The 23,711-nt window shown below is 41.3% G+C and carries 17 protein-coding genes; 3 read left to right on the forward strand and 14 right to left on the reverse strand.

Annotated elements, in window-relative coordinates:
• Window positions 1-130: 130 nt before the first annotated feature.
• The 11 genes from IYN84_RS20635 to IYN84_RS20685 all read right to left on the reverse strand — a co-directional run bounded on the left by IYN84_RS20635 (window position 131) and on the right by IYN84_RS20685 (window position 14,373).
• Entirely contained in the window at window positions 131-496 is a 366-nt protein-coding gene (locus tag IYN84_RS20635) for a hypothetical protein (RefSeq protein WP_196141181.1), read from the reverse strand.
• A gap of 134 nt (window positions 497-630) precedes the next feature.
• Window positions 631-1,758 carry a PQQ-dependent sugar dehydrogenase gene (locus tag IYN84_RS20640; protein ID WP_196141182.1) on the reverse strand — a complete coding sequence of 376 codons (1,128 nt, stop codon included), beginning with the start codon at window positions 1,756-1,758 and terminating at the stop codon, window positions 631-633.
• A gap of 148 nt (window positions 1,759-1,906) precedes the next feature.
• Window positions 1,907-3,163, reverse strand: a complete 1,257-nt coding sequence (locus IYN84_RS20645; RefSeq protein ID WP_196141183.1) for a S8 family peptidase — start codon at window positions 3,161-3,163, stop codon at window positions 1,907-1,909.
• A gap of 56 nt (window positions 3,164-3,219) precedes the next feature.
• Window positions 3,220-3,741: a hypothetical protein gene (locus tag IYN84_RS20650; protein WP_196141184.1), complete on the reverse strand. Its 522-nt coding sequence runs from the start codon at window positions 3,739-3,741 to the stop codon at window positions 3,220-3,222.
• A gap of 378 nt (window positions 3,742-4,119) precedes the next feature.
• A complete protein-coding gene (locus IYN84_RS20655; protein WP_196141185.1) occupies window positions 4,120-5,565 on the reverse strand; it encodes a response regulator in 1,446 nt (481 codons plus the stop codon).
• Window positions 5,566-5,928: 363 nt separating this feature from the next.
• Window positions 5,929-7,050 (reverse strand): HD domain-containing phosphohydrolase, encoded by a 1,122-nt coding sequence (locus IYN84_RS20660; protein ID WP_246723075.1) that lies wholly within the window; start codon window positions 7,048-7,050, stop codon window positions 5,929-5,931.
• A gap of 170 nt (window positions 7,051-7,220) precedes the next feature.
• Window positions 7,221-8,069, reverse strand: a complete 849-nt coding sequence (locus tag IYN84_RS20665; RefSeq protein WP_196141187.1) for a DUF3667 domain-containing protein — start codon at window positions 8,067-8,069, stop codon at window positions 7,221-7,223.
• A gap of 135 nt (window positions 8,070-8,204) precedes the next feature.
• The gene (locus IYN84_RS20670) at window positions 8,205-8,672 is read right to left on the reverse strand and encodes a hypothetical protein (protein ID WP_196141188.1); all 468 of its coding nucleotides are present in this window, start codon (window positions 8,670-8,672) and stop codon (window positions 8,205-8,207) included.
• A gap of 299 nt (window positions 8,673-8,971) precedes the next feature.
• Window positions 8,972-9,475, reverse strand: a complete 504-nt coding sequence (ilvN, locus tag IYN84_RS20675; RefSeq protein WP_196141189.1) for an acetolactate synthase small subunit — start codon at window positions 9,473-9,475, stop codon at window positions 8,972-8,974.
• Entirely contained in the window at window positions 9,472-11,190 is a 1,719-nt protein-coding gene (ilvB, locus tag IYN84_RS20680; RefSeq protein WP_371735027.1) for a biosynthetic-type acetolactate synthase large subunit, read from the reverse strand. The genes ilvN and ilvB overlap by 4 nt, the downstream gene beginning before the upstream one ends.
• A gap of 453 nt (window positions 11,191-11,643) precedes the next feature.
• Window positions 11,644-14,373, reverse strand: coding sequence for an ATP-binding protein (locus IYN84_RS20685; protein WP_196141191.1), 2,730 nt, complete (start codon window positions 14,371-14,373; stop codon window positions 11,644-11,646).
• Window positions 14,374-14,558: 185 nt separating this feature from the next.
• On the opposite strand from IYN84_RS20685, the gene IYN84_RS20690 reads away from it, so the two are divergent.
• Window positions 14,559-17,348 carry a CHASE domain-containing protein gene (locus tag IYN84_RS20690; RefSeq protein WP_196141192.1) on the forward strand — a complete coding sequence of 930 codons (2,790 nt, stop codon included), beginning with the start codon at window positions 14,559-14,561 and terminating at the stop codon, window positions 17,346-17,348.
• A gap of 28 nt (window positions 17,349-17,376) precedes the next feature.
• Here IYN84_RS20690 and modC read toward each other — a convergent pair whose 3' ends face one another.
• From modC to IYN84_RS20705, 3 genes are all read right to left on the reverse strand, one after another.
• Window positions 17,377-18,483, reverse strand: coding sequence for a molybdenum ABC transporter ATP-binding protein (gene modC / locus IYN84_RS20695; protein WP_196141193.1), 1,107 nt, complete (start codon window positions 18,481-18,483; stop codon window positions 17,377-17,379).
• Between the two features lie 7 nt (window positions 18,484-18,490).
• Window positions 18,491-19,186: a molybdate ABC transporter permease subunit gene (gene modB / locus IYN84_RS20700; protein ID WP_196141194.1), complete on the reverse strand. Its 696-nt coding sequence runs from the start codon at window positions 19,184-19,186 to the stop codon at window positions 18,491-18,493.
• Window positions 19,187-19,314: 128 nt separating this feature from the next.
• A complete protein-coding gene (locus tag IYN84_RS20705; protein ID WP_196141195.1) occupies window positions 19,315-20,448 on the reverse strand; it encodes a response regulator in 1,134 nt (377 codons plus the stop codon).
• 392 nt (window positions 20,449-20,840) lie between these two features.
• On the opposite strand from IYN84_RS20705, the gene IYN84_RS20710 reads away from it, so the two are divergent.
• Together IYN84_RS20710 and IYN84_RS20715 are read left to right on the forward strand one after the other, a co-directional pair.
• A complete protein-coding gene (locus IYN84_RS20710) occupies window positions 20,841-22,784 on the forward strand; it encodes a S9 family peptidase (RefSeq protein WP_196141196.1) in 1,944 nt (647 codons plus the stop codon).
• Between the two features lie 87 nt (window positions 22,785-22,871).
• Window positions 22,872-23,654 carry a sulfite exporter TauE/SafE family protein gene (locus IYN84_RS20715; protein WP_196141197.1) on the forward strand — a complete coding sequence of 261 codons (783 nt, stop codon included), beginning with the start codon at window positions 22,872-22,874 and terminating at the stop codon, window positions 23,652-23,654.
• Window positions 23,655-23,711 lie beyond the last annotated feature (57 nt).

Consider the following 23,711-nt stretch of genomic DNA (forward strand, 5'->3'; position numbering starts at 1 on the left):
AGGGTGTCTGATTTAAATCTCTCTGATTTAAATCTATTCAATCAATTTCGTTTTCGGGAACATTTTTAGATTTAATTTTTTAGCCCAACTTCACCTATAGTGTTACAAGTCGCAGCAACCAGCTTTTCGTTTATATACTCTTGAGCCATTCATGGGCATCTTCAATGGAAACAAACATCTCGATGTCTCTTCCAAAAATATTTTGCTCCATACTGTCTGGTAAAAATTTGCGCCCAGAACTAGATACAATCGCTATGGCTTTTAGCCTTTTAAGGCTAGCGAAATACTTATAAACTTCCACCGGCATAATTGAATAGTCGTATTTCCTTTCCAGAATTAGCGAGTAACCACCGACCAGCTCATTCTCAATTAAGTCGATAGCTTGCTGGACTTTCACAGCATCGATATTAACGCCTTCTTTTGCTGTCGCAACTACAGTAGAATCATCTAAAAATGTAAATAGGCCAAAGTCGATCTCATGCACTTTTTGTGTCATTGACTATAAATCCTGATAATAAAAATTTGGTGAATGCCCAAATAAAAAAATAACTTTTTTCATCGTACTTTAAGTCTAGCCAATTTATTCTGACCACTATTCTCTCTATCAATCGATAGCAATATTAACCTATTTCAATTTGATAAGGCTTTTGGCATTAGTCGATAAAGATCACCACTATCAGTAGAAAAATAGATGTAGCCATTACTATCAGCAATCACATTACGAACTCGCTTGCCGAGAGACTCAAACAAGCGCTCTTCACCAACCGCCTTGCCATTATTGTCGATTTCAACTCGGTTAAGGTGAGTCAATACCAGCGCACCAGCGAAGAGATTCCCTTGCCAATCAGGGAAAGCCTTTCCGTTGTATACCAGCAAGCTACCTGGTGCAATCGAAGGAACATAATATTTAACCGGTTGCTCCATTCCTTCTTTATGGGTGCCTTCTCCCACGTCAAATGGCCCCCAGTATTCCTTTCCATAGGAAATCACCGGCCAACCATAATTTTTTCCTTTTATTATCAAATTAATCTCGTCTCCACCTCTCGGGCCATGTTCAATCGCCCACAAACGCCCGGTCTTTTTATCAAAAGCAAGTCCTTGTGGATTTCTATGACCAAAACTCCAGATTTCATCCAGCGCATTGTCATCATCGACAAAAGGATTATCTTTGGGAATGCTACCATCAAGATTTAACCTGACAATTGTGGCTGCATGGGTCATTTTATTTTGCCCATTGTCCCTGTCACCCCGATCGCCGATACTGAAAAATACGTGTCCATCGTAATCAAATGCAATTCGACTTCCAAAGTGTCTGCCACCAGTTGATACAGACTTTGTAATCAGTAAATCTTTCCATTCCGATAAACGATTATTAATAAGTTTAGCTCTGGCCAGTGTAGTAGCCGCACTATTTTTTACCGGCTTGGCATAGGTGAAATATAGCCAGCCAGATTTATCAAAGTCTGGAGATAGCTTAATATCCAGCAATCCACCTTGCCCTATTGTTGCGATTTTGGGAAGACCGCCTATCTCAGTTGTCAAACCGGTTTTCAGGTCAAGCTGCAATAGTGAGCCCGAACGCTGAGTAATCAGCATTTTCGATTCATCAATCAATGCCATTCCCCAGGGTACGGTCAGTCCACTATGCACTAACTCAAGTTGATAATTAGCGCTCTTGTCATTTGCCTGCAGTACTGCACAGTTCAGAATTAACAAGATGCTCATTACCACTCGGAAAAATAATTGTTGTTTTTTCATTAACGTAATCGATGCGAATAGAAAATTAAGTCAGCGCAACACTTAACCAAAACAGTATGCCCTCTGAATTAAAATTATACCTTTACACAAAAAAAGGCCAGCGCTTGCTGACCTTAATTTACTGTTAGTGTATTTTAATGAGTCAATATCAGTCGACTTTGCACTCATTACCTTTACAGGTTTGACCGCTACAACCATTGGCACTAAGGTAATCAATAGCGTCTTTCGCCTGAACCATACCATACCCGGAATAGTAGTCTTTACCGGCAGCGCCAACATCCATTGCAGTCTGTCTTAACGCATTTCTGATATCCCAGTTTGAACATTGTGGAAAATGAGACCAAACCAAAGCAGCGGTTCCAACGACATGCGGAGTCGCCATCGATGTTCCAGCCATAACGGCATGGTAGCCTCCCGGATAAGTGGAGATTACGTTCACCCCTGGTCCGGCGATTTCGACTTGTGAAGTATACTGAGTGAAACTGGCAACATCGAGTGAACGGGCAACGGCACCTACCGACATAACCGCGTCATAAGAAGCAGGGTAATTATGAGTCGCATTACCGTCATTACCTGCTGCGGCAATCATCAACACGCCGGATTTTCTCAGCTTTTCAAAGCCCCTGGCTTCCGCCTTGGTATGCAAAATACCACCCAGGCTCATATTTACAACGTGGGCTCCGGCAGCAGCGCAGTCATTTACTGCACCAACCAGGTCAGATGCGTAGACAAATCCGCCACCACTGTCGAACACACGCACAATATGTAAGTTTGCACTGGAATCATCGATCATTCCGACAACACCAGAATTGCCTCCCTTTGCAGCAATAGTTCCGGCGACGTGAGTACCGTGGCCATGACCATCTTCAAACCAGTCACCGGCACCTTCACTGTCACCACTTACTTTTTCGGCTTGCAAGTCCCAATGCCCCAAATCATATCCGGTATCAACAATACACACAGTCCTTGGATTGTTCGCATCGGGAGAAACCTCCATCCCTTGAACCGCTTCTATTCCCCATGGAATAAAATCCGTGTCGCCCCAGTTGCCGTAATCATCAAGATGAGACTCGGGAGCAATACTTTTAACTTCAGGATTACCCTGAGTCGCAAAATAACGTTTCGCATCAATTTCTATCTCGGCAATATTTTTGTTTCCTCTTAGAGCCTGATAAGCAGAAGGATTAATAGTGGCCGAAATAGCTGAAATGCTGTTCATTTCGACATTGATGGTTACACCAGCATCAACAAGCGCCTGCTTAAGCGCCTCCATTTGGCCCGATTTAGCATGAATAATAAAGCGATCACCCATCAGGTTTTCGCCTAGTTTTGCCGCTGACACCGGCAGTACACTCAGTCCAGCAGCCATAGTTACTGCTACAGCAATTTTGTTTAATTTCATCATTAATTCTCCAGATCCTTTTTGTTTATTATTCCAACAAATTTGTATTGAGTGGCTAGCTATTCAGCGGGACAGCTATGCTGTTGAACATTTCCGCTGACCGTACCGACGTTGTAGTAACCACTGTAGGGTCCGGTTGAGATAGAAATAATTGCGGCACCTTTTAGATCAGAATTTCCTTTTTCTCCAAAGTCACCGAGACAGGCGATGCCTTGACCACCACCATCCGTTTTAGGATTGGTTGATTGATAGGTAAAATTAACTTCCTGAAACCCTTCGCTGCACGCACATAAGGGAGCATCAAAATCGAGATCTCCCGAGCAGAAGTAGGTAGAGTCCACATCAGCTTTTAGCTTGACGCCGTTGACATCTTCGAAATCAAGAGCGCTTGAGTCATGCAGATTCATTGAACCTTTTACCTGACCTTCATCGCATGAATCAGCATGAAAGGTAAACACAGATTTATCTGAGCCGCCGGCTGAATGCATGGTGCCACCACCGGTGACTTTTCCTGGTTGGCCACATCCGGCAAGAATTAGGGCTCCAGTGAGGGTTGTAATGGTAAGTAGACGTTTCGACATGATATCTCCTTTACTGTCGTATTCTTGTTGTTACAGATTAGGAGTAAGGGAAGTAAATCCTTCTCATACTTTACACCGCATTCCCTTACGCTTACTCAACCTATCTCATCGAGAAAAGAGATGCAATGAATGTTTTTTTATCAATTTGAAATATCAAGAGTACAAATTCACAAAGTTGTTATTTATCAACTGATTAATTGCAAACTTGAGATTATCGCTAAGATAAGCGTATTTAAGCGGGATCAATCATGCAGCTCAACAAACACTAGGAGCGGAAGGGATTGGAAAGAAAATTGATTGAAACGTAATAAATAATCGCAGTGCAACATAGACTAAAAAGAATGCTGCACTGCAATTACACAAAAAAAAAGTGAATAACTAGTTGTAAACCAGTTGAAATCTTTCCAGCTCATCAATGCCTGTTTCCGCTGAAATATTTCTTTGTAGTCGTCTCAGGCGACGAATTTCACCTTCCAGCTTTTCACAATCGTTACTGCCGGTTTTCCGGGATAACACCATTACATCGGTTAGTTCTGCCTGCTTATCAATAAACCAGAGCTTGCCGCTGTCGTCCTTAAATAGCCTGGCGGCAGCTTCATCTGAATAGGGTTCTCCGAGGCAGTTGTCAGAAAGATAAAATTTGGCGTCCAAAGGAATACCAACGTCACCTTCTGCTGACACGAGAAATTGATAACCGGTAGTACTGATTGCCAAATAGTCTCCACTATCATTATTAACCTGAAATAGTTCTGCTTTGTGCTCCTGTGAATCATTTTGCAGTGAAACAGCTGGAATATTTTCTTCGCTATCTTGTGCTAACTCAAAGCTCGAATCGTCACTTAGGACAATCTGCCTGACTTCGGCTTCTAGATCGTGCAATTTATCACTGAGACTTCTCTGCACCGACTGCGACTCTTCGAGTTTTGTCAGTAACAGCTGGTTTGTTCTGGCTACCGACTGAAACTGCCATATAAACCCAACCTGTATTAGAACCACTAGCGTTGCAGCAATGCCTATCCAGATCCTTCGTTTGCTATTGATGATTTCCTGCTCGCTTGCCAAAAACTCATCATGCGCTTCAAGTCGAGTCATTAATGCATGTTCAAAAGATTCCAGCGTTTTATGCATTTCACGATTCAGCAGTCTTGTTTGGGTCAGATTAAGCTTCGCTATTTCTTCCGTTTGCTTGTTGTTTTGTCGGTAAAAATAAGGCGCGATCTGTTTTTGCCAGATATCTCTCCAGTTGGGTAACGGACCACTCTTTTCTTCCTGCACTGCTTTTTGAGTAGACTCTTCAACCTGAGTATTCACTTTTTCCGTCTCAAGCTTTGCTTCACTTCGACTATCATCAGATACTTCAGAACTCGCTTGTACGCTGATAGATGCTTTGTATTGATCCGCGCTATCAGTCTCGACCGGATCGTTCAATTGCATATCCAGTTTTTCGAGTGCTCGATACAGATAATTTTTTTCAAACCCCTTAGGTATAACATCTGCTGCGCCAAGTTGAAGTGCTTGCTCCAAATAACTGTCACCTTGTTTGGCCGTATACATCACAACCGGAATCTGCTTTATTTTTGGTGTTTGCTTAATTTTTTGAAGGGCTTCAAAACCATTCATCCCGGGCATTGTATGATCGAGAAAAATAATATCTGGTTGATTAATTTTAAGAAAATCGAGCGCTTGCTGAGCCGAAAATACTGAAGTCGTATCAAATCCTAAAGGCTCCAACATGTCAGACAACACTTTACATGCAAGACGCGAATCATCTACCACTAACGCGCTTTTTTTCTCTCTGCGATTTGAGTTTGTGTTGTATACCATTTGAGTATCCGTTATCAACAAGTAGCAAGATCAAGCCTTGGATGGGGACCGCATTACCTTTATTACCCTTACTTCCGGGTTAATCTTTTTCTGGAGCATTTAATCTTTTTATAGTTTCTGGACGCCAATTTATTTTGCTCAATAAACGGCCGCTATATCATACGCCCAAATACAAGTTTGGAAAAGTCTGGTACACAAACTTGCTAACAGGTTAACATCTAGGAATAAAAATCCTGATATCTTATGAGTTAAAGAACATCGTTTCCTAATTTTATTCTTGGTGAATCAAGATGGATACATAGTTCAATAACAGGTGTGCAACTTTAAAGGCATTATTTTTATAATGCGTTCGTCAAACCTCAGTTAACCGAACTCATTCTCTCCATATTGCCCCTGAATTTGTAATATCTCATCTTCGCTACGCAGTAAAGCATCAACGCAGGCAGCGTCCAGTTTAATACCAGCCAGATTTCTTAACTTTTGAAACGCAGCTTTGTTCGACCAGGCTTCCTTGTAGGGTCTATGGCTGGTGAGCGCATCAAAAATGTCAGCCACTGCAATAATTCGCGCTTCTATCGGAATACTTTCTCCTTCTAGATTTGATGGATAACCTTTTCCATCCATTGACTCATGATGATATAAGGCAATATTTCTCAACATATCGACATGGGTAATTCCAGTTAGCCCATAATTTTCAAGAAGTTTGTCTATTAATTCTTTTCCTCTTTCAGAGTGAGTTTGCATGATACTTTTTTCATCTTCCGTTAACGGACCTTTTTTTAAGAGAATGTTATCTGGAATCGATAGTTTTCCAAGATCATGTAGCGGAGCAAACAAAAAAATATGCTCTATAAACTGATCATCAAATTGAAAGTCGTCCGATATTTTCTTGGCGATAAGTCTTGCATAGCGAGACATTCTTTCTAAATGAAATCCGGTTTCCGGGTCGCGAGAATGGGTTAGCTGAAGCGCCGACTTCACCGTCGCAGTTAAAGTTTTTATGCTGGAAATTTCGTTGTAAATCACCAACGTGATCATATGTGCAATAGCATCCAGTTCATGCAGAGCGGCTTCTTGAAATGCATCCTTTTCTTCGGCATTGAAAAAAACAAAGCCTATCAAGATACCTTCCCAAAACATCGGCAAAGTATAACTGGACATATATCCGGCATTTAGAATCGTCTGGGTATGCTGATGATCGCTATCGGCATATTCTGTCAGGTCTTGTACCAGCCGAGGCTGTTGACTTTTCGCAATTTCGACCAGAGAGAAACAGTCACTTAATTTCGCTTGATAATTGGTCAGAGGACTAGCTTTCGACGAACTATAGGCATATGTTTTAAGCAGATCTGTGCTTTCGTCGTACAGGGCTACAGCAACACGACTCAAATAGGGCATATGTAACTGCATTACAGAATGCATATATCTAAGCTTTTCGACTATCGAGTTTTGCTTATTTAATCCTTGCCAGATATCTTTATGCATTGCTTTAACCATCTCTCACTTTCTGTTACTCAATATAGCAGAGACTTACTAATAAAGAGTAATTATATTGCGCCAGTAATCCGCTATCGATTCATCAGTTCGCAGTCGTCAAAGATGACCGTTTAACCATATCATTCAACTAACAGTTACATATAGAGATACAGATGCACTTAGAGTAATACAATAGCCCCCAAAATCGCGCCAGCTGCTACGACAGTGATCAATAAAATATATATTACAAAAATCAGACACGTTTTTGGCACTACCCACCAGTATGATTGGTCATAGGCGACTTTTTGTGCCTTAGCCAGATATATCGGTATGAGTATTGTCAACCAGGTGAAATAAAGATTAATCGTGGCAAGCGCGTAGATAATAATAATCATCACCATTAGCCAGGTTTGGAAATGTAAAGCAAAAATCAAGTGATCAAAATAGAGAATACGCTTTAGGCAATATAGCCCTTTCAGTAAAAGAGCAAATAATGGCAGGAAAAGAATTAGAACATTCGGTAACAAATCTTCAAGACGATTGAGAATTCGCTCCATCGTTACCTGAGCATTATTTTGCTTCAATAAGGGTATTTTTTCACTAAAGTTTTCCGCAAACCAGACGTTAACAGGGTCGGCAGGATCTCTGCCTCCAAATACAGAAAAAGTAGGTCTACCTTCAATCGGAGTTTCGTGTCCCAATAAGATTCCGCCGATATAAATGTTTTGCTCGGAGACATCAATATCTGGTATTTCAAATACGATAAAGAATGCCAGACTAATCACCAGATACATTCTGACGGGTGGCAATACCGAAACTCGCTTGCCATCAAGAAACTTTCGACTCAAAAGGCCTGGTTTAAACAGAAGGGTAAACAGGCTAGTAATTAATTTGGAGCGTGGCGCAAATACCTCTTCGCTAAACTCTGCGACTACCTGCCATATAGGTCCTCGGCGACTTTTAGCTGCCTGCCCACAGTGGGCACAGAATTCACCAAATAAATCAGACTGACAGTTTGCACACTTCAACAATTTTCTCCTTAACAATCGGCGGTGATTTTAACACGAAGTTCAAAAGAGAAAAATTAGATAACTAAACATTCCGAAAAACAAGTCGTAATGAAAGCAAGTACTTAAGTACTCGCTTTCAAGAACGGCTTAATATCAATCAAGTCCTTCATAGTGCGCACTGGCAGAAACCTTTACAAAGGTACTATTGCTGTTGTTGAGAACTGTCGCACTCAGATTGATAGTTTGGTAGGTACGAATAGGTAATGAACAAGAAAGAGAAGTTGAACTGCAACGACTGTCAGACCAATAAACGGTATAGTTGCTCGGAGCATCCGTGATTTGGAAATAAGCCGTAGCATATCTTGCCATACCGGCACTGAAACAGCGAGGAGATCCCCAACGATCCCAGGCAGGCGTATCCACAAGACAACGCATACTGGTTGCCGAACTGGTACTAACAAAAGATGAAGTCTCTGACAATTCAGGGACATTTTTTAAGTCTTTGGCTGAAATGCCAAAATCGTTATCAGACTTCGAAACGTTTAAAGATCCCGCATAAGTTATGCCTGTAAATGAAAATACCAGCGCCGAAGCGACCAGTGATTTGATAACTTTCTTCATTACTTTTTTCCTTGTAGTTATTTAATGATAATTGCCTGAAGTGATATCTCAGACCGGAGTAAAATAGGGGGTGGAGATTTAGTGAGTTTTTAATCCAGACAAAAATGTGAACCAGTTCACACTAACAAGGTTTTAAATTTCGCAAAAAGCTATTTTAATCTCTAAAGGATATTAAAAATATATTTGTATCGCATTAACAAATATATAAATAATATCCTGTTGCTATAGGGTGACCCTAAGTGGTTTACTTTGAATTTCGCGGCATAATCGAAATATTCACCCGCCAGTTCAGATACTTCCTAAACCGACAGGGACTGAGCTCCTCTGGCAATAGCTACGCACCCGGAACGAACTATCTCGATGATATCGCTTTGCCGACGAATCGAGCGAATAAACGCATTCAGTTTATCTTTCTTACCACTCAGCTGAACGGTGTAAAGCTGGTTGGTACTGTCGACAATCTGTCCTCGAAAAATATCTGCAGTACGTTTTATTTCGTCTCTTGCTTCCGGTGTCTTGGCGTTCACTTTCACAAACATTAGTTCTCGCTCGATGTGAGCCATATTATTGAGTTCAGACACTTTTAAAACATCAACCAGCTTGTTCACCTGTTTGGTAATTTGTTCAATTATCTGGTGATCACCGCTCGTTACTATAGTGATTCTTGATAAGCTTTTATCGTCAGTTGGAGCAACTGTTAAACTTTCAATATTAAAAGCCCGCTGAGAAAACAGTCCAACAATTCTGGACAGCGCTCCGGGTTCATTCTCAAGCAAAATTGATAAAATGGTTTGTTCGTTCATCGGTCAACTCCTTTGGCGAGCCACATATCATCGATTGCACCCAATTTTTTTTGCATCGGAAAAACATGCTCGTGCTCCTCGACTTCAACGTCAATCAACACCAGCTTGTTCTTATGTGCAAATGCTTCTTCCAGTGCCTGTTCAAGTTTCTGCGGGCAAGTGACTCGCATTCCAATATGTCCGTAAGCTTCTGCCAATTTGACAAAGTCAGGGAGCGATTCCATGTAAACGCTTGCATGGCGCCCATCATAGTTTATATCCTGGATCTGTTTGACCATGCCAAGATTTCGGTTATTCAATATTACAACTTTGATCGGCAAGCCATATTGCAGACAGGTCGAAAGCTCCTGAATATTCATTTGAATCGAACCATCACCGCTGATGCAGACTACATCGCTTTCCGGCCTGGCCAACTTCACTCCCATTGCCGCAGGAAGTCCAAATCCCATCGTTCCCAGTCCCCCCGAATTAATCCACTGCTTGGGTCTTTTGAAAGGAAAGTATAGCGCGGTAAACATCTGGTGCTGCCCAACATCAGAGGTGATATAGGCATCACCATTAGTCACTCGATAAATTGACTCAATTACCTGTTGCGATTTGATATTGTCACCATTTTTTTCATACGCCAGACATTGTCTATCACGCCATGATTTGATCTGTTGCCACCAGTCTTTTCTATCATCCGGATCGGTTGAAAAGCTGGATTTTTTCAGGGCATTTAACAATTGGGGAATTACCACATCAATCGATCCTACAACAGGAATATGCGCTTTAATGTTCTTGGAGATAGAAGTAGGGTCTATATCAACGTGAATAATGGTTGCCTGCGGACAGAACTTATTAGTGCTGTTAGTTACCCGGTCATCAAACCGGGCCCCTAAAGCAAGAATAACATCGGCATTTGCCATGGACTTGTTTGCTTCAAATGTCCCATGAAGTCCAAGCATTCCAACAAAGTTAGGATGCTCTCCCGGAATGCTACCGAGTCCCATAAGACTGTTAACCACAGGCGCATCCAGACACTCTGTCAGTTGCTCCAACTGGGAAGAGGCATTAGCCAGAATAACCCCGCCACCAGCAAAAATAACTGGACGTCTAGCCACAGCAAGTGCTTCGGCTGCCTTTTTGATCTGCCTGGTGTGTCCTTTAATAGTTGGACTGTAGGAACGAATCTTTATCTCTTCGGGCATACAAAAGGGGTAAATTCGTTGTGTAGCCAGTTTATCTTTTGGCAAGTCTACCACTACAGGTCCTGGCCTGCCTGAACGAGCCAAGTGAAATGCTTTAGCAATTACCGCAGGAATGCTTTCGACATCACGACATGAATAACTGTGCTTAACGATTGGACGAGAACATCCCAGCATGTCCGTTTCCTGAAATGCATCGTCACCGATCAAGTGGGTGGCTACCTGCCCGGAAAGAATAACCATCGGAATTGAATCCATGTATGCAGTTGCTATCCCGGTTACACAGTTTGTTGCCCCTGGTCCCGATGTCACCAGTACAACGCCCACTTCGTCGGAAGACCGGCTATAACCATCCGCCATGTGTGTCGCAGCCTGTTCGTGCCTGACCAGAATATGCTCGATATCTTCCTGTCCCAGCAGTGCATCATAAATATCCAGAACTGAACCACCTGGATAGCCAAAAATATGCTTTACACCAAGAGCTTTTAAAGACTCAAGTACGAGCTCCGCCCCGGTAAACAAATCAATTTTTGACTTGGTTTGCAAAGAGTTACTTTCGTTAGCACCGCGTTGTAGCAGCAAAGACTGACTCGCGGCGGCGGAATGTTCTTCAGTCTCTTTGTCCAAAATAGACATCGCTCACTTCCCTCCAGATGAAGATAATTAAAGTTTTAGCATAAAAAAACCCCGGTTCTAACGAAGCGGGGTTTAGATGGCCTTTCAATTGAAACACGCTATCCCCGCGACCTAAGGACGCAGAGGACGACAACAAAACCTGATATACGGCCAACATATTGGCACATTCTATTCATGTTCAGCAAAAATCCAGAAAGATACAAACCAGGCCTGAGCCTTCAACACATTACGCTACGGAATAAAGGCGCTCAAGACAATTGAATAAGAATTTGATTGTGCTTGCAGGAGGTAGGAGACGCAACTAACTTATAGCTATAAGGATGAGCTTTTGGCTGAACAGACTGTTTAGCCAGCAGACTGCGCCTTGAGAATTTCGATTAGTTCATTAACCGAGTCGACTATACCGGCATAGAGCTCTTCAAACTTTTCATTCCCTGACTCTCTTCCTGCCTTTTCCAGTTCAAAAGCGAGCGCCTGTAACTTTACCGCGCCGATATTCCCGGCAGTTCCTTTAAGGCTATGGGCATGAAGAGCCACTTGCTCGGCATCTCTCTTTTTTACCGCATACTCAACCTGTGACATCAACTCATCAATGCTTTCCAGAAAGACATTTACCAAGCGCAACAAAAGTGCCTCTTTACCCATTAGCCGTCCTAGCGCGGCTTCTTTATCCCAAATATTGGTTGTATCAGTCGATTTATCTTGAGCCAATGTCTTTTCCTCTTGTTTGCGATCCGCTTGATCACCTGGTCCTTGTCGATTGCCTGGCTCGGCAGGCATTTGATAGTCTGAATAGTAGCTATCTTGTTGCAATTCAAAGTCCTGTTGTTCGAACCGGTTTGCCTCCAGCCAGTGATGAAGTTTGGTCAATAATTTGGGAGCTTCAACGGGCTTTGCCAAATAATCATTCATACCGGCCTGAATGCACTTTTCGCGATCGCCAACCATGGCGTTGGCAGTCATCGCCAGAATAGTGATAGTCCGGTTCCGAGCCCCTGCTTTTCCTGCGCGAATCGCCCGGCTCGCCTGATAACCATCCATTACAGGCATCTGACAATCCATTATGACTAAATCGTGCTGCTTCTCGCCACGGGCATTTTTTAAAATATTTAGTGCTTCTTCACCATTTTCAGCAACATCAGCTGTGATGTTGAACTCCTCAAGAATACCGACAAGTACCTGTTGATTGACAAAATTGTCCTCCACTAGCAGGATATGAGCCTCAATTTTTCTGACCGCTAACAAAGATAAATCATCCAGGCTCTCCTGATTTTCATGTACTAGCAAAGAACGATGAATATCACCTTCCAGTCCACTTTTTTTGTTTAGTTTTTCAGGATCATCCAGCAGATATCGAGCAGACTTAATTAAATCACTTGTGGTGGCTGGTTTAGGAAAATAGGCGACAACATTTCTATGAGTAAAAGCCTGTGGATCACTGATATGTATAAAGTCAGACATAGCAACAAGTTTGAGCTCTTTAAATCGTTCACAAAATGCTAACTTCTCTACAAAATCTTTTATATTGCCGACCGTCTGTACATCGATAAGCACTCCCGAAAACCAGTTTTTTTCGTCACTAGAATCAGTTTGTTTAAAAAAGTTTATGAGCTCATCGGGCTCTTCAAACGCTTTTGAATGTCCTCCCCAACTTTCAAACTGTTTAGCGATGGCATTTCCACAATCTTTTCTCCCATCAAGCACAAGCACATTGAGTCTTCCGAAGTCTATATCAGCAATTGAGGTGTCTTCTTTTTTGCTTATACTTAAATAGATGGTAAAGAAAAAACGACTTCCTTTTCCTTCAAAGCTTTCAACAGAAATAGTTCCTCCCATCAGCTCACATAACTTTGCACAAATAGAAAGCCCCAAACCGGTACCACCATATTGTCTCGTAGTTGACGCATCTACCTGAGTAAAAACGTTAAACAGTTTGCCGACATTTTGCTTTGGAATACCGACGCCAGTGTCTGTCACTTCGCAAAATAAACAAACTTTTTGCCCCTCTAGTTTGGTGGACGCTTTGATAGTGATTTCGCCACTTGGCGTAAACTTGGTCGCATTTCCGAGCAAATTAGTTAAAACCTGCCGAATTTTTCCCGGATCTCCTTGAAGCATATTATGTTTTACCTCAGCTAGGTCCAGTATCAGTTCAACACCTTTTTGTTGAACCCTAAGCGCGTTAGCCTCTGCAATTTCTCCGACCAGAGCACAGAAATTAAAATCCAGTTCATCCAGTTCCATTTTGCCCGCTTCGGCTTTGGAATAATCCAATATATCGTTGATTAACGACAACAAGGATTCAGCACTAGAGCGAGCCAGGTTGGTTTTGTGTCTTTGCTCTTCGTTCAAACTGGATTTTGAAAGCAGTCTTAACATCCCTAGTACACCATTCATTGGCGTTCGAATCTCATGAGACATATTGGCCAAGAACTCGGACTTGGCTCGATTGGCATTTCGAAGCTCTCGAGTGCTCTCTTTAATAACCTTTTCCTGATTGGCGACAAGATTAAATATATGTCGGTTAAACTGACTTAAAATGGTAACAACCAGAGCCGTAAGCAAGCCTATTCCTGCAATAAATGTAAGCCACGAAGCGATGGAGTAGTTGTATGCATTAAAGTCAATATCAAACAGCAACCACCCTCGGGATATTGCGAATACCACCAATATCAGCAGAATGAAACTTATGGTCATGACAATCAAGCCGGCTCTCAGACCAAATAACAGTGCTGCATAAATGCTTGCACAGATAAGAAAGGGAGAGCCATTTCCTGAAAGTCCAAGCCGAATAATACCGATAATCCCCACTAGTAAAAGAACGGTGATCATAGAAAGTGAACGCAATTTGTAGGAAAGTCTTTTGCGAAATATAGTTACCACCAGAATATACACTGTTAATGCGATGTGCAGACTCATATGCGGCATCCAGCCAAACTCAACAATTCGATAAAGAGATATCAGAAGCACCGGAACAACAATAATACTAAATATAACGTAAGAGCGATTAACTAAATCATCCCTTAGCCCCTGCACGCTATAGAGTTGAGAGTCAAAATTATTTTTTTTACTCATGAGTCAAGGAAGAGTCGTTTTCACCAATTAAGGGCCGAACAGAAGGTATTTGTCGAATCTGTAAACAAAAGTATAGTTCAAAAATAGCCAAATCTGACTTCTAGCCTGCAGACTTCATAAATTATTACCTAATATAAGCATGACTGAACTAGACTCTAAGTAAGATGCTGGAATTCAAAAACTTAATGAATAGACTGAATCAAATTGCCATAACATGCTTGCTGTATTATCTGTTTGGCTATCTAGGCTTACAGTTAGCAATTCCACCCGGGTTTGCCAGCGCGGTCTGGCCTGCTTCAGGAATAGCGCTAGCCTGCATATTAAAATTCGACAAATTGGCAGCCTCTTTAGGAATCTTTCTTGGTTCGTTTATAGTAAACATTGGAGTTTCCACCGAGCTAGCCAGCCAGGCCAGCCTTGAGCTAGTCTTATCTCCACTAACTATAGCGTTTGGCAGTCTTACCCAGGCGCTCATTGGCAACCAGCTATTTAACGGGTTAGTCGGCCACAAGCATATTCTTGACTCTCATGACAAAATTATTCGCTTTATTCTATTAGTGGCACCTATCAGCTGTCTTGTGTCGTCTAGTATCGGCACGTCTACACTCTATGTACGTGATTTGATTACAACAGAGAATTTTGCTTTCAGCTGGCTGACCTGGTGGGTTGGAGACACTATTGGTGTTTTGCTGTTTTGTCCTTTGGCGCTAGTGAACCTTTCGAACAAACTCGAGTACAACACAAGTAAAAAGCTTTATGTAACCATACCGACATCGGCGCTCTTTATCGGTGTTCTGGTTATTTTTATTTATTCAATGCACGAAAGAAAATCAACATTACAAGGCGAGATCAATGAAAATGCTGGCCGTTTTTTTTATTCTCTGGAAGAAAACCTTGAAACCTCCATTAGAATGCTTTCATCATTCGCCGGACTATTTATAGCTAGTCAACAGGTCGAAAAGACCGAATTTGAACTTTTTGCGCAGAATATTTTAGCTGGGGACAAAGTATTTCATGGCATAGGCTGGACTGAAATAGTTGCCCGAGATCAACGAAAAACTTATGAATCGAAGTTTAAGGAAGCAGGCTTTAACAGTTATACGTTTACAGAAATAGGTAAAGATGGAGAGCTGGTCCCAGCACTTCAAAGAGACTATTATTACCCAGTTCTTTACATCTACCCTTTCAAAAGAAATGCTCGGGCTTTTGGATTCAATCTGGGTTCGAACAAGGAAAGGCTTAAAGCTTTAGAGCAAGCAAAAGCAACTAAAAGGCCAATAGCAACGGCACCTATAAAGCTGGTCCAGGAAACAGGAACAGAACAAGGAACCATTCTTTACTACCCTGTATACAGACCCTCAAAAGCAACAGATGATAATCAACCCTTTTTAGGATTTGTCAGCGGAGTAATAAAGGCAAGCGGGGTAATCGGCAACTTGCTTCAACAAGCAGAGTCTGCTCACTATGGAATTAATATCAGAGATGTCACCGAGTCTTCGGGTCCAGTCTCGCTAATCACTTCCGGCTATGCTCACAATGCAAATTATTCTCCGGTCAGGAAGACAATAGACTTTGGAGAAAGAAAAATAGAATTCGAGTTTTTTGCCAATGATGAGTTTAAAGTATTTACCAGGGACTGGAATAGCTTTGTCATTCTGACAATTGGCTTAATAATCGTTTCTCTTATTCAAGCATTTATTCTATTAATTGTAGGTCACACTATTGCGATCCAAAAAGAAGTCAAAAGAAAAACCCAGGCGCTAATCAAAGCGAAAGTTGATGCAGAAAGTGCGAACCTTGCAAAATCCCAATTTACCGCAAATATTAGCCATGAAATAAGAACACCACTTAATGCCATAATAGGTCTGGTCAATCGATGTTTAAAAACTTCTTTAAACAGTAAACAAAAAAGTCTATTAAATAATGTTGCACTCGCTTCTGAATCTCTGATGAGCCTTCTTAACAGCACACTTGATTTTTCGAAAATTGAAGCCAATCAATTTGAACTGGAATACCAGCCATTTGAGCTAACCCATTTACTAAAAAAACTGTATGCCATTTTTAATCAAAATGCCAAAGACAAGGGCTTAGATTTTACCATCAGTGTGCCAGATTCATTTGTAAGTAACCTTATTGGAGATGCTACTCGTTTAGAACAAGTTTTGATTAATCTGTATGGAAATGCATTTAAATTTACTGAAACTGGCTTCATTAGGCTGGAACTACAGACAGAAGCAAAAGGCTCAAATAGTGTTTGTTATAAATTTATTGTTCGAGACTCTGGTGTTGGAATCGAAATGGATAAGCAGGCTTTCCTGTTTGATGCATTTCGACAGGCAGATAGCTCAACTAACCGAAAATTTGGCGGAACAGGGCTTGGATTAACGATAAGTAAAAGTTTAATTGAGTTAATGGGTGGGAGTATCGGCTTCAATAGTGAGCCAGGAAAAGGTAGCGAGTTTTTCTTTACTGTATCTTTTGACCTGGCATCTCCTGCTGAGCGAATTAAAGCAGAGGATTTTAACCAGGATATATTAGCGTTGAACAATTCTCATTTGGAGCAGTTAGCGGAGCCGGATGAGACGAACCAGGCGAAACATTCACTGGCAGATTTTAGAATTCTTATCGTTGAAGATATAGAGCTAAACAGAATTGTTGTCGAAGAAATACTAAAAGAGTATGGTGCAAAAATATATTCTGCGAGAAATGGTCGGGAGTGCATCGAACAGCTTCAGCGTGACTCAAACTTCTCACTAATTCTGATGGATCTTCAAATGCCAGAAATGGATGGCTTTGAAGCATCATCCATTATATTTTCCTCTCCAGACTGGAGTAGAATACCAATAGTAGCCATGACTGCTAACGTTATGAAGGAAGATATTGAAAAATGCCTTTCAATGGGGATGAGTGGACATGTAGCCAAACCGATTGACGAAAAATTGTTAATTGCGACGTTACTTCAAATATTGGCCTAGTAACTCAGCTATGTCTATGTAAGCAGAGCTACCGAACGACAGATGCTGCTTTAACTTGCGCGAAAACTCTTGTAATGCTTCTCAGCTGCAATTCTTCGAATGAATAACGTGATACCTTTGCTTGAAGTTGATGCTCGCACAGTTTTAGAGTTAATAGAGTTTGCCCTTCCCTTTCAAGATGTTCATAGTTAAGGATTTCACATTCAAAAATATTTAATATGCTTGACTCACTGGCTCGCTTCAGAGTCACACTAACATCTTTTGCCATCACTTGTAACCGAATGTCTTGCTTTTCCTGCAAGCTATCTAGTACCTCCTCATGTAACGGAAGTCGTATATTTTCGCTACCTAGATCGACAATTAACAAGCGACTTTTTTTATCCAGCTCATTAATCTTACCGAAAAGTAAACTAAACGATTCTGACTGTTGAAATATCATATTCTGATTTTGTCGTAATATGTCAACCAGGTTTCCATGTGCTAAAATATGGCCATTTTCCAAAAGCACTAAATAGTTTGCCAGTCGTGTAACTTCCTGGGCGCTGTGACTCACGTAGACGGCAGGAATATTTAAGAGCGGCAACAGTTTTTCCAGGTAGTGGAGAAATTCCAGTTTTCGCCGTTGATCCAGAGAAGCCAATGGTTCATCCATTAGCAAAAGTTTTGGATTCCGAGCAATAGCTCTGGCGATTGCTACTCTCTGTTTTTCTCCTCCTGATAGATTGTCAGGATAGCGTGACATTAGCGGCTCAATGTCAAGCACTTCAATAACCTGTCGTAACTCTTCATCTCCCAAAGGTTTCTTACGACGCTGCATTCCATATCGAATATTTTCTTTAACACTTAAATGACTCAATAAATTAGACTCTTGGAAGACGTAGCCAATGTCTCGCAAATAAGTGGGAATTTCGACCTCTGACGTACTGAGTTCATTTTTGCTGAACCAGGTTGTACTACCAATTTGTATTTTGCCTTTTTCAATCTTCTCCAGACCGGCTAAACAACGTAAAAATGTAGTTTTCCCAGAACCGGACTGCCCAAAAATTGCAGTCACTCCATTCAGAGGCAAATCAAGCGCAACTTTCAAATTGAAGTCGCCTCTGGCTAACTCGAGATTACAGTGCAAACAATCCATATCCATACTACCTGCCAAACCTTAACAGTGGTTTATCGCTTCTTCTATTAAACCAGTAAATTGTCGTTAATACAGTGAATGCAAAAATAATCATTGTTATGGATAGCCAATGCGCCTGATGATAATTCATTGACTCCACATGTTCGTATATCTGTACAGAAACCACCTGAGTGACCCCGGGAATATTTCCTCCAACCATCAGTACAACTCCGAACTCACCCACTGTATGGGCAAATCCCAGGACAGCGGCAGTAATGAAGCCATTTTTAGTCTGCGGCAAGATAACTGAGAAAAAAGTATCTCGTGGTGATGCGCCTAATGTAGCTGCAACTTCGAAAGGTTTTTTGCCCAGCCCTTCAATCGAATTTTGAATGGGTTGAACTACAAATGGGAGAGAATAAAAAAAAGAAGCAATGACCACGCCCCAGAAGGTAAAAGGCAAGTAACCAATTCCCATCCAGCTAGTCAATCTCCCGATAAAGCCATCAGGTCCCATCGCAATAAGAAAATAAAAGCCAAGCACCGTGGGCGGCAGGACTAGTGGGAGTGCAACAATAGCACCAACAAATCCTTTTGCAAGAGATTTAGTCCTGGCAAGCCAATAGGCAAGCGGAGTCGCTATTAATATTAATAGGACGGTTGTAGTAGAGGCTACTTTAAAAGTCAGGAATATAGCTGCAAGATCTTGTTCAGATAATGGCAAGGGCGGACTCCAACAGAAACTACATTTTTAGAATTCTTATGGACAACTTTTTGGCGCGGCCCAGAACAGCCAATTATACGATACGCGAATGAAAATAAAAGAGCCAGGCAGCATCAGGCACAATAAAACTACTCCCTACTTTCTTCCAGAAGCTCATATAGGGCCTCAAGTATTATACCTAGCTCCGAGTCTAGCTTGGTTGTATCGTCGTTGCTTTCCGTTAATTTTACCGAGGTTCGGTCAGCCAAATCCATCAGCTTTTTCTCCTGATCATCATCAAGTCCCAGGCTAAACAACATGTTTTCCAATTCATTCAACATATTTTCCATCGTTTGACTGACGGTTTCAGAGTGATTCCTGATTTTTTCACTCGTCTTCTTAATCTGCTTCTCCGATAAGCTAATGACCTCCTGGATAATAAGGATTTTTTGAGCTTTTACATTCTCCTGCGCCTTTATAGTTTGCAAGCGGCCGTTAGCAATATCTTCAAGAACTGCTAAATGGTCCTTTAAACGCCCGTATCTGGACTCGTCGTCCAGTGGCATATTTTTAATTAGGAGAACCATATTTTCACTCAGGATTATCGTTCTTATCCCAAGATTAGTAACTCGCTCCGGGCTCTGCTGAAACCTGTCGAGAACTTTAGCTTCAACACTATCGATTTGGCAGCCAACCAGCACCTTGTTTTTTCCTCTGACCATTGCTGAAGCATTGAGACCAAAATCTTTTGCAATATTGATAATTGCCTGTGCGACCTCAAGTTTGCTATCTAACGCCTGTACATTCTTTACAAATTGAATAATTTGCCCTAACTCACTACTTGAAGTCATGGCTTCCATTGCTACATTCATCGCAGTCGAAGCTTCTTTTTTCGCGGTCAATAACTCTTGCTGTAAGGACAAATGATGTTCCACTTTTTCAATAAGTTTCTCACCATCAACAGGCTTGGTTAAATAGTCCGAAGCGCCAGCTTCAAAGCCAGCTAAGCGCTCTTCCGTACTTTCTAATGCCGACACAAAAATTACAGGAATGAGATCGGTGGCATCATTGCGTTTAAGCTCCATACAAACTTCATAGCCGCTCATTCCCGGCATGTTGACATCAAGTAGTATCAGATCTGGAGGACTTTCCTGGACGAATTCAAGACACGCCTGCCCTGAATCTGCTTCGCTCACGCTATATTCATCTTCCAAGAGCATTTTCAGGAGCAACCGATTGTCCTGATTATCATCAACAACTAATATTGATGGATTTTTAGACATAACTTCTCCACTACCTATGTGTTTTTATTATACTTTTCAGATATTTCCTAATAGTACTCAATAAATACCTGCTCTCTAAAGTGTAGTTACAAATCCTTAGATTTCAGGAAAAACCGGATTGTTTTTTACTTTTAAAAAACAGATTGCATTCAGGATTAAAGGTTCTCTTTTTGAGATTTGCAGCACCTAGTTTACCCGACCACATAATTTTAACGCTCTCATTTATTGGTAAGGGTAACTAGTTAGTAGCAGAATATTAATAACAATGCCATTTCTTACATTTAGTAACACTGCTGATTAGATCCGGTTTGGACTTATCCCACATAATGTACGTCGCTTTTTGGTTCGGCTAAACCTTTAAGCTGACTGTTCAATAATCGAGGGAAAATTTAATGAAATACTTACAAAAAGTGGGGATAGCCTTTTTGCTGTTGGTAACAGCAAATCATGTCATGGCGAAGGCTGCCGATATTCCGGTTAAGGAGTTTTTTAAGAATCCAGACTATACAGCATTACAACTATCGCCTAATGGCAAGTATCTGGCGCTATTGTCACCAGTAAATGGCCGCCGCAATATTGTTGTTATGGAAACAAATGACTTGTCCAAAGCTCGCGCGATTACTGGATTAAGCAGTCAGGACGTTGGCGGCTTTTTTTGGGCCAACAATGACGATATTGTATTCACCATGGATAGCGATGGAAATGAAGCTTTCAGCATTTTTACTGTCGATACAACCGAAAAGCAACCCAACATAGTGCAGCTAGTCGGCGCACAAGTTGGAGCCTCGGGTATACGATCAGCGTCAGTAGTCCACTCTCTACCTGATGATCCAGACCACATTATCGTTCAATACAACGGACGTAGAGTAAAAGCGGCAGACCTCTATAAGCTTCCACTGGATAGCAGATGGGATCCAAGGAAAATGAAAAACCGAAAAATGGAGCTAATCGCTAAGAATCCAGGAGACGTTCAATCCTGGTTAGTTGACAACGATGGTGAAGTTAGAGGTGCATACTCTATTGACGGTTTGGAAGGCAAATTTCATTACAAAGATAAAGGAAAAGAAGACTTTAAGGTTTTGCGTGAGTTCAATATTCATGACGAAGGAATAAGTCCTTTAGGATTTGATTTCGACAACCAGACCATGTTTGTTGCTTCTAACATAGGAAGAGACAGAGCCGCTATTTATAAATTTGATCCTAAAGCGAACAAACTTGGTGAAATGATTTTCGGTCATGATGTTGTCGATGTTAATGGACTTATCATGTCGCAACATCAGCAAAAACTTCTCGGCGTTTCCTATACTTACGAGTATCCTGAGGCAGTCTATTTCGACGAACCAACCAAGAATATGATGGATGGCCTTAAGGCTGCTTTTCCTGGAAAAAGAGTTTCTCTTTCCAGCACGAATAAAGATGAATCGTTAAGTATAATCTCTGTTTCAGACGATAATGACCCAGGGAAATACTATCTGTTTGATCGAAAAAACAATAAGGTTTCTTTCCTTCTTGCAAGAATGCCTAACCTCAAACCAGAGTTCTTGTCTGAAATGAAGCCATTCAAGTTCACTAGCAGAGACGGTTTACTTGTTCACGGTTATATTACTATTCCGAAAGACTCTGACGGTAAGAATCTTCCAATAATTATTAATCCGCATGGCGGTCCTTTCGGTATTCGTGATAGCTGGGGCTACAATCCGGAGCATCAATTCTTCGCAAGTCGAGGCTACGCGACGGTACAGGTAAACTATAGAGGTTCCGGTGGCTATGGCCGTAAGTTTGAACAGGCAGGATATGGCGGCAAGTGGGGCGCAGAAATGCAAAATGACCTTACCGACGCGGTTAACCATCTGGTTAAGGAAGGTATTGCGGATAAAAACAAAGTCTGTATTTACGGTGCCAGCTATGGCGGTTATGCCACTATGGCAGGACTAACCTTTACACCTGACCTATACAAGTGTGGAATTAACTACGTAGGTGTTACTGATGTTGGTTTACTATTTGAGTCAATGCCCAAGCATTGGGAACCAATGAAAGAAGTTATGAAGGTAAGAATTGGTGATCCTGAAGATAAAGAGTTAATGAATAGAATGTCTCCTTTGGCTCATGTCGACAAAATTAAAGCTCCTTTGATGATTGTACAGGGCGCCAAAGACCCTCGAGTTGTTAAGCAACACGCCACAGATCTTCGTGAAGCGTTGGAAGATAGAGGAATTAAACTGTCTGATAACGAATGGATTATGAAACAAAATGAAGGTCATGGATTTAGAAAAGAAGAAAATCGAATCGAGCTGTATACTAAAATGGAAAAGTTTTTAGCAAAGCATCTAAAATAGTTTTCGATTTTTCAAAACAAAAAGCCGGTTAGACTTTAGTCTTTCCGGCTTTTTTTATATGCTTACAAAAAATATTGAATTACACATATGTATCTATTTTTAATCGCTCTAGCTGCACTTATTTCATCCCTGTTAACATTCTTTTCAGGCTTTGGTTTAGGAACTTTGTTATCTCCTGTTTTTGTTCTTTTTTTCCCGGTTCAACTGGCTATAGCTTCAACAGCAATCGTACATTTTATAAACAACTGTTTTAAGCTTGCACTAATGTATAAGCATATTTCATGGCCAATATTCATTCGCTTCTCGATACCGGCTGCTCTCTCGGCAACCGGGGGAGCTTATCTATTGGTATTTCTTGGAGCTTTACCTCCTGTTTTTGAATACACCGTTTACACTAACACCTTTACGGTATCACCAATAAAGCTAGTCGTAGGAGTTATTTTTATAGTCTTTTCATTCAGCGAACTAAGTAAGAAACTAAAAGGTTTGGAAATCTCAAAAAAATACCTCAGTCTAGGAGGATTAGTTTCAGGCTTTTTCGGCGGCTTGTCAGGAAACCAGGGAGCATTCAGAGCAGCTTTTTTACTTAAGTGCGGACTAGACAAAAAGCAATTTGTTGCCACCGGTATTATATCTTCATGTGTAGTTGATGTTGTACGATTAAGCATTTACTTCTATTTTCTTTCCGAATTGACTTTTACCTTTTCTGACAATCTAAAAGTTGCAATTGCTGTTGCAACAGTGAGTGCTTTTGTCGGAGCGCTAATTGGTCGTTATTTTCTTGAAAAAGTCACTATGCGAGGCATCCAGCTTTTTGTATCTTTGCTTATGCTATTTGTTGGAATTCTATTAACTACCGGAATTCTTTAAGAGTATCATGTTCATTTGAATGCGGAATGATTATTTATAGCGACAAAGCATCATAAC

It is taken from the genome of Aliikangiella sp. G2MR2-5 (genome assembly GCF_015687155.1).
GTDB lineage: Bacteria > Pseudomonadota > Gammaproteobacteria > Enterobacterales > Kangiellaceae > Aliikangiella.

Bases quoted from the DNA above. Each gene is read 5' to 3' on its own strand.
- IYN84_RS20635 (WP_196141181.1), bottom strand. From the start codon at position 496: ATGACACAAAAAGTGCATGAGATCGACTTTGGCCTATTTACATTTTTA.
- IYN84_RS20640 (WP_196141182.1), bottom strand. From the start codon at position 1,758: ATGAAAAAACAACAATTATTTTTCCGAGTGGTAATGAGCATCTTGTTA.
- IYN84_RS20645 (WP_196141183.1), bottom strand. From the start codon at position 3,163: ATGATGAAATTAAACAAAATTGCTGTAGCAGTAACTATGGCTGCTGGA.
- IYN84_RS20650 (WP_196141184.1), bottom strand. From the start codon at position 3,741: ATGTCGAAACGTCTACTTACCATTACAACCCTCACTGGAGCCCTAATT.
- IYN84_RS20655 (WP_196141185.1), bottom strand. From the start codon at position 5,565: ATGGTATACAACACAAACTCAAATCGCAGAGAGAAAAAAAGCGCGTTA.
- IYN84_RS20660 (WP_246723075.1), bottom strand. From the start codon at position 7,050: ATGCATAAAGATATCTGGCAAGGATTAAATAAGCAAAACTCGATAGTC.
- IYN84_RS20670 (WP_196141188.1), bottom strand. From the start codon at position 8,672: ATGAAGAAAGTTATCAAATCACTGGTCGCTTCGGCGCTGGTATTTTCA.
- ilvN (WP_196141189.1), bottom strand. From the start codon at position 9,475: ATGAACGAACAAACCATTTTATCAATTTTGCTTGAGAATGAACCCGGA.
- IYN84_RS20685 (WP_196141191.1), bottom strand. From the start codon at position 14,373: ATGAGTAAAAAAAATAATTTTGACTCTCAACTCTATAGCGTGCAGGGG.
- IYN84_RS20690 (WP_196141192.1), top strand. From the start codon at position 14,559: ATGAATAGACTGAATCAAATTGCCATAACATGCTTGCTGTATTATCTG.
- modC (WP_196141193.1), bottom strand. From the start codon at position 18,483: ATGGATTGTTTGCACTGTAATCTCGAGTTAGCCAGAGGCGACTTCAAT.
- IYN84_RS20705 (WP_196141195.1), bottom strand. From the start codon at position 20,448: ATGTCTAAAAATCCATCAATATTAGTTGTTGATGATAATCAGGACAAT.
- IYN84_RS20710 (WP_196141196.1), top strand. From the start codon at position 20,841: ATGAAATACTTACAAAAAGTGGGGATAGCCTTTTTGCTGTTGGTAACA.
- IYN84_RS20715 (WP_196141197.1), top strand. From the start codon at position 22,872: ATGTATCTATTTTTAATCGCTCTAGCTGCACTTATTTCATCCCTGTTA.